The organism is Actinoalloteichus spitiensis RMV-1378 (assembly GCF_000239155.1).
In the GTDB taxonomy this organism is placed as follows: Bacteria; Actinomycetota; Actinomycetes; order Mycobacteriales; family Pseudonocardiaceae; genus Actinoalloteichus_B; species Actinoalloteichus_B spitiensis.
This window is the reverse complement of the sequence record NZ_AGVX02000413.1, coordinates 1-9,198: the sequence shown is the minus strand read 5'-3', so window position 1 is coordinate 9,198 and position 9,198 is coordinate 1. Positions and strand designations below refer to the sequence as shown.

General features: G+C 73.5%; 8 protein-coding genes and 1 pseudogene. All 9 read left to right on the top strand.

Features of this window, described 5'->3' with window-relative positions; translation table 11 throughout:
• A pseudogene (locus ACTIDRAF_RS34540) lies at positions 1-227 on the top strand (hypothetical protein); the annotation flags it as partial.
• Positions 228-398: 171 nt separating this feature from the next.
• On the top strand, positions 399-2,099 hold the full coding sequence (locus tag ACTIDRAF_RS0217965; protein WP_016700112.1) for a DUF2207 family protein: 1,701 nt from the start codon (positions 399-401) through the stop codon (positions 2,097-2,099).
• A gap of 89 nt (positions 2,100-2,188) precedes the next feature.
• A complete protein-coding gene (locus tag ACTIDRAF_RS0217960; RefSeq protein WP_016700111.1) occupies positions 2,189-3,496 on the top strand; it encodes a M16 family metallopeptidase in 1,308 nt (435 codons plus the stop codon).
• Positions 3,493-4,878 (top strand): M16 family metallopeptidase, encoded by a 1,386-nt coding sequence (locus tag ACTIDRAF_RS0217955; protein WP_016700110.1) that lies wholly within the window; start codon positions 3,493-3,495, stop codon positions 4,876-4,878. Before ACTIDRAF_RS0217960 ends, ACTIDRAF_RS0217955 begins: the two co-directional genes overlap by 4 nt.
• Complete coding sequence (gene nudC / locus ACTIDRAF_RS0217950; RefSeq protein ID WP_157163117.1) at positions 4,875-5,855, top strand: NAD(+) diphosphatase; 981 nt, start codon at positions 4,875-4,877, stop codon at positions 5,853-5,855. Before ACTIDRAF_RS0217955 ends, nudC begins: the two co-directional genes overlap by 4 nt.
• 111 nt (positions 5,856-5,966) lie before the next feature.
• The gene (locus ACTIDRAF_RS0217945; protein ID WP_016700108.1) at positions 5,967-8,069 is read left to right on the top strand and encodes an ATP-dependent DNA helicase UvrD2; all 2,103 of its coding nucleotides are present in this window, start codon (positions 5,967-5,969) and stop codon (positions 8,067-8,069) included.
• Positions 8,070-8,207: 138 nt separating this feature from the next.
• Positions 8,208-8,423 carry a hypothetical protein gene (locus ACTIDRAF_RS33940; RefSeq protein ID WP_157163116.1) on the top strand — a complete coding sequence of 72 codons (216 nt, stop codon included), beginning with the start codon at positions 8,208-8,210 and terminating at the stop codon, positions 8,421-8,423.
• A gap of 115 nt (positions 8,424-8,538) precedes the next feature.
• Positions 8,539-8,943, top strand: a complete 405-nt coding sequence (locus ACTIDRAF_RS0217940; protein WP_016700107.1) for a WhiB family transcriptional regulator — start codon at positions 8,539-8,541, stop codon at positions 8,941-8,943.
• Positions 8,940-9,176: a hypothetical protein gene (locus tag ACTIDRAF_RS33935; protein ID WP_157163115.1), complete on the top strand. Its 237-nt coding sequence runs from the start codon at positions 8,940-8,942 to the stop codon at positions 9,174-9,176. The genes ACTIDRAF_RS0217940 and ACTIDRAF_RS33935 overlap by 4 nt, the downstream gene beginning before the upstream one ends.
• Positions 9,177-9,198 lie beyond the last annotated feature (22 nt).

Sequence of the window (9,198 nt, the reverse complement as noted above, 5' to 3'; positions counted from 1 at the left end):
GTCGCGCGGGCCCCGCCGGGCCGGGAACCGGCATCGCCCCCTCGCCCGCCGGTGGCCTCGTCCCGCCCTGGGCCCGCTGGTCGGGCCGCGAGGGGCCCGCGCCCCGCTGGGTGGCGCGGGAACCCCGGCCGATCCCCGGACGGCCCAAGGGACGCGCCGCCGGTGGGGGCGCGACGGGACGAGGCGGCGGCCAGGACCCGTCGGGCGGGTTCGGCTGCGACATATGACTGGTTCCCCCTGTACGCGCTCGCGGTGACCGGCGGCTGGCCACCGCCGGCCTGTGCCGATCCACCACGGCTCCGGGACGGGCGTCCACGCGTCGGTGGGACGCGGTCGCGCGAGGAGCGCTCCGGTGAACCGGCCCAGAGCATAGGTCGGCTCCGCTATCCTCCGCTGCCGTGTTGACTAACTGGGGGCTCACCGCGTCCGCCCTGTTGTTGGCCGGTACCGCCGGCCTCGGCGCGCCGCAGCCCGCCCAACCACCGCCCGGGCTGCCGGGCACGGTGAGCGCCCAGGTCGATCTCCGGCTGGAGCGGGACGGCTCCCTGGCGGTCGTCGAGCACGTCCTCGTCCCGGACGGGATGTCCGCGTCGAGGACGGTGCCGCTCCGGCTGTCCGCGGGCGAGGGGGTGGACCGGGTCTTCGAGGTGCGCGACCCGGTGGCCGAGGGGCCGGCCACCCTCGTGCGGGAGGACGACGAGTTCGGCTACTCGGCCGGACCAGGCGAGTCCGTCGTGCGGTACACGGTGGACGGCGCGGTCGCGGACGCGGGGGCCGGGCAGGAGGCCTACTGGCGGCTCGGCGGGTGGGACGTCCCGGTCGACTCGGTCACGGTCTCCTTCGTCTCCCCCACGCAGCCCCGCACCATCACCTGCCTGGCCGGACCGCCCGGCACCAGCACGAACTGCACGGTGTCCCAACTGGACGTCGGGCAGCCGGCCAGCGCACGGGAGATCGGGGTGGAGCCCGGAGACCGCATCGACCTGACCGTCGGGCTCGAGCCCGGGACGACCCCGGCCACCGCGCTGTTCGAGGAGAACCTCGACCTCGGTAGGGCGTTCTCCCTGCACCTGGGCAGCGCCGTCGGCCTCGGCGTGGTCCTCGCCCTCATCCTCGCGGCGGTGGGGTGGCTGTTCCACGCCCGCCGCCGGGACGTCCTGGCGCTCGCGCGGGAGAGCGACCCGGTCGAGGTGCTGGTGGCCGAGGAGGGCGGTGGTGTCGGCTTCGCCAGCCCCGACGGGGTGCTGCCCGGGCAGGTGGGCACCGTCGTCGACGAGCACGTCGACGTCGTGGACGTCACCGCGACCGTGGTGGACCTCGCCGTCCGGAACTACCTGTGGATCGAGGAGCTGCACGTCGACGACGGCGTCCTCGACTGGCGGATCGTGCGCCGCAACGAACCGGACGAGGCGCTGCACCCCTACGAGCTCGCCGTCTACCAGGCGCTGCTCGGCGGTGACGGCGACCGCCCACCCCTGCGGGAGGTGCGGCTCAGCGAGTGGCGGCGCGGCGGTCGGCGGATCGACCTGGCCCGGGTGCGGGACGAACTGTACGACGACGTCGTCCGCCAGCACTGGTTCTCGGTGCGGCCGGACCACGCGCGCAACCGGTGGTGGTGGGCCGGGGCCGCGCTCTCCACGGCCGGGGTGGCGGCCACGGCGGTCCTGGTGTTCACCACGGACCTCGCGCTGGTCGGGTTGGGGGTGCTCGCCGCCGGCATCGTGGTCACGGCGCTCTCCCGGTGGATCCCCTCCCGAACCCGACGCGGCCGCGAGCTGGTGGCGCAGGTGCGGGGGCTGCGGGAGTACCTGGACACCGTCCCGGTCAGCAGCGTCCCGCCCGAGGACCGCGAGGTGGTGTTCTCCCGTTCGTTGCCCTACGCCGTGGTGCTCGGCGAGACCGACCGGTGGCTCACCGAGTTCGCCTCTGTGGACGTCGACGCGGACGGCTCGCCCGGCCTGTACTGGTACGGGGAGGACCTGGGGCAGGACCGCCACGTGACCCCGGAACTCGACCGCTTCGCGATCCACTTCCCGAGTTTCCTCGCCGAGCTGGACGGGGTGCTCGCCGAGTCCGGGCACCTCAGGTCGCTGGGGTGAGGCGACCGGTGGCCGTGGTGCGCCGCGACGGGTCGGCAACACGCCGTAGCGATTGTGGGCGGCCCAGCCCCGAGCCGTAGGCTGCGGGCATGGTCGACCACCTGCTGCACCGGTTCACCCTGCCCAACGGGCTGCGTGTGGTCCTGGCACCCGACAGGGCGGCTCCCGTCGTCGGCGTCAGCGTCCACTACGACGTCGGTTTCCGCTCCGAACCGGAGGGGAGAACGGGCTTCGCGCACCTGTTCGAGCACCTGATGTTCCAGGGCAGCGAGAGTCTGGAGAAGCTCGCGCACTTCCGGCACATCCAGAGTTCCGGTGGCACCTTCAACGGCTCCACCCACCCCGACTACACCGACTACCACATCCTGCTGCCCTCGGCGGGGCTGGAGCGGGCGTTGTTCCTCGAGGCCGACCGGATGCGGGCCCCGAGGATCACCGAGGAGAACCTGCGCAACCAGGTGGACGTGGTCAAGGAGGAGATCCGCCTCAACGTCCTCAACCGCCCCTACGGCGGGTTCCCCTGGATCACCCTCCCACCGGTGCTGTACCGGACCTTCGCCAACGCGCACAACGGCTACGGGGACTTCACGGACCTGGAGCAGGCCACGGTGGAGGACTGCGCCGCCTTCTTCGACACCTACTACGCACCGAGCAACGCGGTGCTGACCATCGCCGGCGACCTCGACGTGGACCACGCGCGGGAACTCGTCGAGCGCCACTTCGGCGACGTACCGGCCCGCCCGACCCCGGTGCGGCCCTCGTTCGCCGAACCCGCGCCCACCGAGGAGCGGCGCGGCGAGCACGAGGACCCGCACGCGCCGCTGCCGGCGTTCGCCGCCGGGTACCGCCTGCCGGACCCGCACGCCGACCTCGACGCCTACCTGGCCCACCTGGTGCTGTCCGGGGTGCTCGCCGACGGCGACTCGTCCCGGCTCACCCAGCGGTTGGTGCACGCCGAACCGCTGGCGATCGAGGTCGGCTGCCGGTGCGGGCTGTTCACGCCGCTCGACGCGCGCGACCCGGACACCTTCCTGATCACCGTGGTCCACCCCCAAGGAGTCGACCAGGAGATCCTCCTCGCCGCGATCGACGAGGAACTGGAGCGGCTCGCCGTCGAGGGGCCCGGCGAGGACGAGGTCACCAGGGTCGTCGCCAGGTGGGCGGCGTCCCTGCACCGGGAGCACGACCGGCTCATGTCCCGAACCCTGCAACTGGGCGCTTTCGAGCTGCTGTTCGGACGTGCCGAGCTCGCCGCCGAACTCCCCGAGCGGTTGGGCGCGGTCGGCCCGTCGGACGTCGCGGCGGCGGCCAAGGCCCTGCGGCCGGAATCCCGAGCGGTGCTCACCGTGCGCCCCGGCTCCGCCGCCAACGACGACACCGACGGAGGTGGACAGTGACCGGCCAGAACGTCGAGAGCCCGCGGCGGCGCACCGCGGAGGAGATCGGGAGCACCGACCGCGGCCCCCGGCCGTTGCCCGGGCTGGGGACGGCCCGGTTCGCCGAGCAGCCGCCGCGCATCGACACCATGTTGCCGAACGGGCTCCGGCTCGTCGCCGTCCGACAGCCCACCGTTCCCATGGTGGAGCTGCGACTGCGCCTGCCCTTCGCCGGCACCGAACGGGAACACGCCGCGCGTGCGGAACTGCTGGCCGCCACGCTGCTCACCGGGACCACGCGCCGCGACCGGGTGGCGATGGACACCGATCTCGCGATGGTGGGCGCGGACCTCGGCGCCGGGGTCGACCCCGAACGGCTCAGCATCGCGGGCAACGCCCTCGCCAGTGGTCTCGACGAGTTCCTCGACGTGTTCGCGGACGCGGTGACCGGTGCCGCCTACCGGGACCACGAGGTCGACAGGGAACGCGACCGGCTGGTCGAACGCATCGGGGTCGCGCGCAGCCAGCCCGGGACCATCGCCAGGGAGGCGCTGCAACGCCGCCGCTTCGGCGACCACCCGCTGGCCAGGGAACTGCCCTCGACGGAGGCGGTGCGGGCGGTCGACGCCGACCAGGTGCGCGCGCTGCACGACCAGCTGGTGCGCCCCTCCGGCGGGGTCCTCGTGATGGTGGGTGACCTCGACCTCGACGCGGTGGCCGACCAGGTGGGTGAGCGCCTCGCCGGGTGGCGACCGGGACCGGCGACCGGCGGCCTGCCGGAGGTGCCCCGCATCGAGGGCGGTGACGTCCTGCTCGTCGACCGCCCGGGCGCCGTGCAGTCGCAGATCAGGTTGTCGGGGCAGGCGATCCCCCGGCACCACCCGGACTACCCCGCGCTGCAACTGGCGAACCTCGTGTTCGGCGGCTACTTCTCGTCCCGCCTCGTCGAGAACATCAGGGAGGACAAGGGGTACACCTACAGCGCGCACTCCACCTTCGAGTTCACCGGGGACACCGCCGGCATCCTCTGCGAGGCCGACACCGCGAGCGGCGTGACCGCGGCGGCCCTGCTGGAGATCCGGTACGAGCTGTCCAGGATGGCCGTCGCGCCGATCGCCGAGGCGGAGGTGACGGCGGCGCGGGACTACCTGATCGGCCTGCTGCTGATCTCGACGGCCTCCCAGAGCGGCCTCGCCGCCAACCTCCAGAACCTGGCGACGGCCGGGGTGTCCCTGGACTGGCTCCGCGAACACCCCGAGCGCCTGCGCGCGGTCACCGTGGAACAGGTGTCCGAGGCGGCGCGCCGGTACCTGGCTCCGACGAACTTCACCGGAGTCGTCGTCGGAGACGCCGCCGTCCTCGGTGAACCGTTGCGAGCACTGGGAGATGTCGTCCTGCCGTGAGGTCGTCACAACACTCGTCAGCGCGCCCCCGTGATGACGTCGACTTCCAGCTGGCGGAGTCGCCGGCCCTGTCCCGCTCCACGGTGGACCGCAGGGAACTCGTCCGCGGTGACCCCGGCCTCGTGCGGGCGCTCTGGGAGAACGGCCGGGTGCTGGCGGTCGACCCGCTCGGTCGGGCCCTCGTCACCAGGCAGGACGGCGCTCCGCACCGTCGACGGCTGGTCGACCGACCGGCGACCGGCGCCGAACCACCCGAGGGGGCCGTGCTGCTGGGCGCGGACGGCGACACGGGGTACTGGGCGGTGCCGGTCTCGGAGGGGGACGCCGAGACCTGGGCCGAACGGGTCCCGGAGTCCGAGCGGGAATGGCTGGACCTCAGGTTCACCGGAGCGCTGCTCGACGACACCGGGGCCGGCCTGCTCACCACGGCGGTCGGACTGCTGTCCTGGCACCGGCGCGCCGCGTTCTGCGCGAACTGCGGAGCCCCCTCGGTCGTCTCCCACGCGGGCTGGACCCGGCACTGCACGGGGTGCGGCCGGGAGGAGTACCCGCGCACCGACCCGGCGGTCATCTGCCTGGTGCACGACGGTGCCGGGAACGTGGTCCTCGCCCGCCAGCCCACCTGGCCGCCGGACCGGTACTCGATCCTCGCGGGGTTCGTGGAGACCGGGGAGTCCCTGGAGCACTGCGTCGTCCGCGAGGTCGCGGAGGAGGTGGGCGTCCAGGTCAGCGAGGTGCGCTACCTCGGCAGCCAGCCCTGGCCGTTCCCCCGGTCGTTGATGGTGGGGTTCACGGCGCTCGCCGAGCCCTCGGCGCCGCTGCGGCCGGCCGACGGGGAGATCGAACAGGCGCACTGGGTTCCCCGGGACCGGGTGCGTGCCGCGCTGCGCGCCGGCGGCGGTGTCCCGGGCCTGATCCTGCCCGGGGCGTCCTCCATCGCCCGGGGCATGTTGGAGGCCTGGGCCTCCGCCGGCTGAGGCCGCCAGGGGGTACGGCCGGCGGCACCGGGTCGAGGGCGCCGGGGAGGCACCGCGCGCCGGCCGCCACCTGCCGACGCGGGCCGCCGCGCGGTTGAGAGGATGCCCGTCATGGTGGGTGAGCGGCGACTCCTGGACGGCCTCGACCCCGAGCAGCGGGCCGCGGTGCTCGCGCCCCGCGGCCCCGTCTGCGTTCTCGCCGGCGCGGGTACTGGCAAGACCAGGACCATCACCCGGCGGATCGCGGCGCTCGTCCACCAGGGTCACGTCGCGCCGGGACAGGTGCTGGCGGTCACCTTCACCGCGCGCGCCGCCGCCGAGCTCCGCACGCGGCTGCGGGATCTCGGCGTGGGCGGGGTCCAGGCCCGCACCTTCCACGCCGCCGCCCTCCGCCAGCTGCGGTACTTCTGGCCGAGGGTGGTGGGCGAGGCGCCCTGGCACCTGCTGGAGCGCAAACCCAGCCTCGTCGCCCAGGCCGCCCACCGGCTGGGTGTGGACACCGAGCGGGAGACGCTGCGGGACCTCATCGCCGAGATCGAGTGGGCCAAGGGAACGCTGGTCACACCCGGCGACTACCCCCGTGCGGCCGCCCGCCGCACCCCGCCGGTGGCGGCGGAGCTCACCGCCCGCGTCTACGACGGCTACGAGCGGTTGAAGAACGAGGCGCGGCTGCTCGACTTCGACGACCTGCTGCTGCACACGGCCGCCGCGCTGGAGGAGCACCAGGAGGTCGCCGGCGAGTTCCGGGACCGGTACCGGTGCTTCGTCGTCGACGAGTACCAGGACGTGACCCCGCTGCAACAGCGGGTGCTGGACGCCTGGCTCGGCGACCGGGACGACCTCACGGTGGTCGGCGACGCCAACCAGACCATCTACTCGTTCGCCGGAGCCTCGCCGAGGTGGCTGCTCGGGTTCTCCCGCCGCTACCAGGGCGCGACCGTGGTGCGGCTCGAACGGGACTACCGCTCGACCCCGCAGGTCGTCGCGCTGGCCAACGGGCTGATCGACCGGGCGAAGGAGCGGCCGGCCGGCAGCCGGCTCCGGCTGGTGGGGCAGCGCCAGGACGGTCCCGAACCCGCCTTCGGGGAGTACGACGACGAGCCGGCCGAGGCGAGGGCGGTCGCGCGACGGATCCGGGAGCTCGTCGAGGCGGGGACCGAGCCGAGCGAGATCGCCGTGCTGTACCGGATCAACGCCCAGTCCGAGGTGTACGAGCAGGCGCTGTCCGAGGCGGGGATCGCCTACCAGGTGCGTGGCGGGGAGCGGTTCTTCGCCCGGCAGGAGGTGCGGCAGGCGATGGTCGCCCTGCGCACCGCCGCCGGTGAGGAGGGCCCCGAGCGGGGCCAAGGGGAGGCCGACCTGCCGGCGCGGGTCCGGGCGGTGCTGGCCCCGCTCGGGCTCACCGCCGAGGCCCCGCCCGGCCAGGCCGCCCGGGAACGGTGGGAATCCCTGCGCGCCCTCGCCGACCTGGCCGTCGACCTGGCCAGGGCCGTGCCGGAGGCGGGGCTGCGCCGGTTCCACGCTGATCTCGACATGCGGGCCGAGGCCCAGTTCCCCCCCACGGTCCAGGGCGTCACCCTGGCCTCGCTGCACGCCGCGAAGGGGCTGGAGTGGGACGCGGTCTTCCTGGTCGGCCTGGTGGACGGGACGCTGCCCATCCAGCACGCGGAGGGTGACGACGCCGCGATCGAGGAGGAACGGCGGCTGTTGTACGTCGGCGTGACGCGGGCGCGGGAACAGCTCTGGCTGTCCTGGTCCTTGGCCAAGGCGGAGGGCGGACGCCGCTACCGGAGGCGGAGCAGGTTCCTGCACGGCGTGATACCCGACGGACACCCGGTCTCCCTGGCGAGCCGGACCCGCCGCCGGGAGGAGGAGAACGCGGGGCGCGCCCCCGCGCGGCCCACGTGCCGCGTGTGCGGCCGAGTCCTCGTCGGAGCGTCCGCCGTGACGCTGGCCCGGTGCGCCGACTGCCCCTCCGACGTCGACCAGGACCTGCTCGAACGGCTTCGCCGGTGGCGGGCGGAGCGCGCGACGACGCTGCGGGTGCCGGCGTTCGTCATCCTCAGTGACGCCACGTTGCTCGCCGTGGCCGAACAGCGCCCGGTGGACCGCGCCGGTCTGGTCGCGATTCCCGGTATCGGGGCCACCAAGCTCGACCGCTACGGCGCGGGCCTGTTGGCCGTGCTCCGGGAAAAAACGCAGCTCAACGGCTAGATCCTCACTCGTCCGAATGAAGTCGGAAAATCAGTTGCGCGGCCGATGGGCCGCCCAATAACCTGCACATGCCCGGGTCGGAAGACCTGGAGCCACTGGTGATCCAGTGGCGCTGCGTAGTGGAGAGGTGGTGGCCCCGTGACGACGTTGCTGATGAGCAATGGTGAGCCCGGCTGCCCGACCTCCTGGGCAGTGGGGCGCTTTCCCTTGGCAGCCCGCAGGGTTCTTCCCGCCTCGACACGAGCACGCCTCGGTTTCCGCTACGACGTCACCGATCACCCGTCCCTCGTCAGCGCGATCGCGCCGTCTTCCCTCAATCCTGTCGACATCCGCACAGGAGTGCGCCTGACCTAGGTCAGGACTCTCAGGCTTACCGAGGCCGCGGACCCGTGTCGACGGATCCGCGGCCTTCGTGTTTTTTCCGCCACACCAACCGGCCCCGACGTGGCCGACGACAAGAGGAGAACGCATGTCCACCGTGACCGTCCCACTGTCGGATGGTTCACCTGCCCACTCGCTGACCGGCCGGCCCACGTCGGTTCCCCTGCCGTCCGGTGAGCCCCCGCTCGGTATCGGCGAGCTGTTCACCACCGTTCCCGAGGAGGCCAACCTGCCCTGCCAGACCGAGGACCCGGACCTCTGGTTCGCCGAGAGCCCGGCCGACCTCCAGCGCGCCAAGCAGTTCTGCGGCGGCTGTCCGGTGCGCGCGGCCTGCCTGGCCGGCGCGATCGCCCGGCGTGAGCCGTGGGGCGTCTGGGGCGGGGAGATCTTCGAACGCGGCGACATCATCGCCAGGAAGCGGCCGAGGGGCCGCCCCCGCAAGTCCGAGACGACCAGCACCGCACTGAACAGCGCGAAGGAGAAAGCGGCATGAACCCGAACACCTGGAACGAGGACCAGCTCGTGCCCTCGGTGAGGCCCGTGGGCGGCGACCAGGCGAGTGTCGGGATACTGCTCCACGAATCCCTGGCCAGAGCCCAGATACGCGGTCGACGAGAATCCGAATGGCGACATCAACGCGCGGCGGAGCGAGTCCGCCGCGCACGTCGCTGGCGGTGGCTCGCCGCGTTCGCCGCCAGGCGGGCGGACGCGGCCGAGGCCGCCTGACCACGCGCACGGCCCCGGCCCG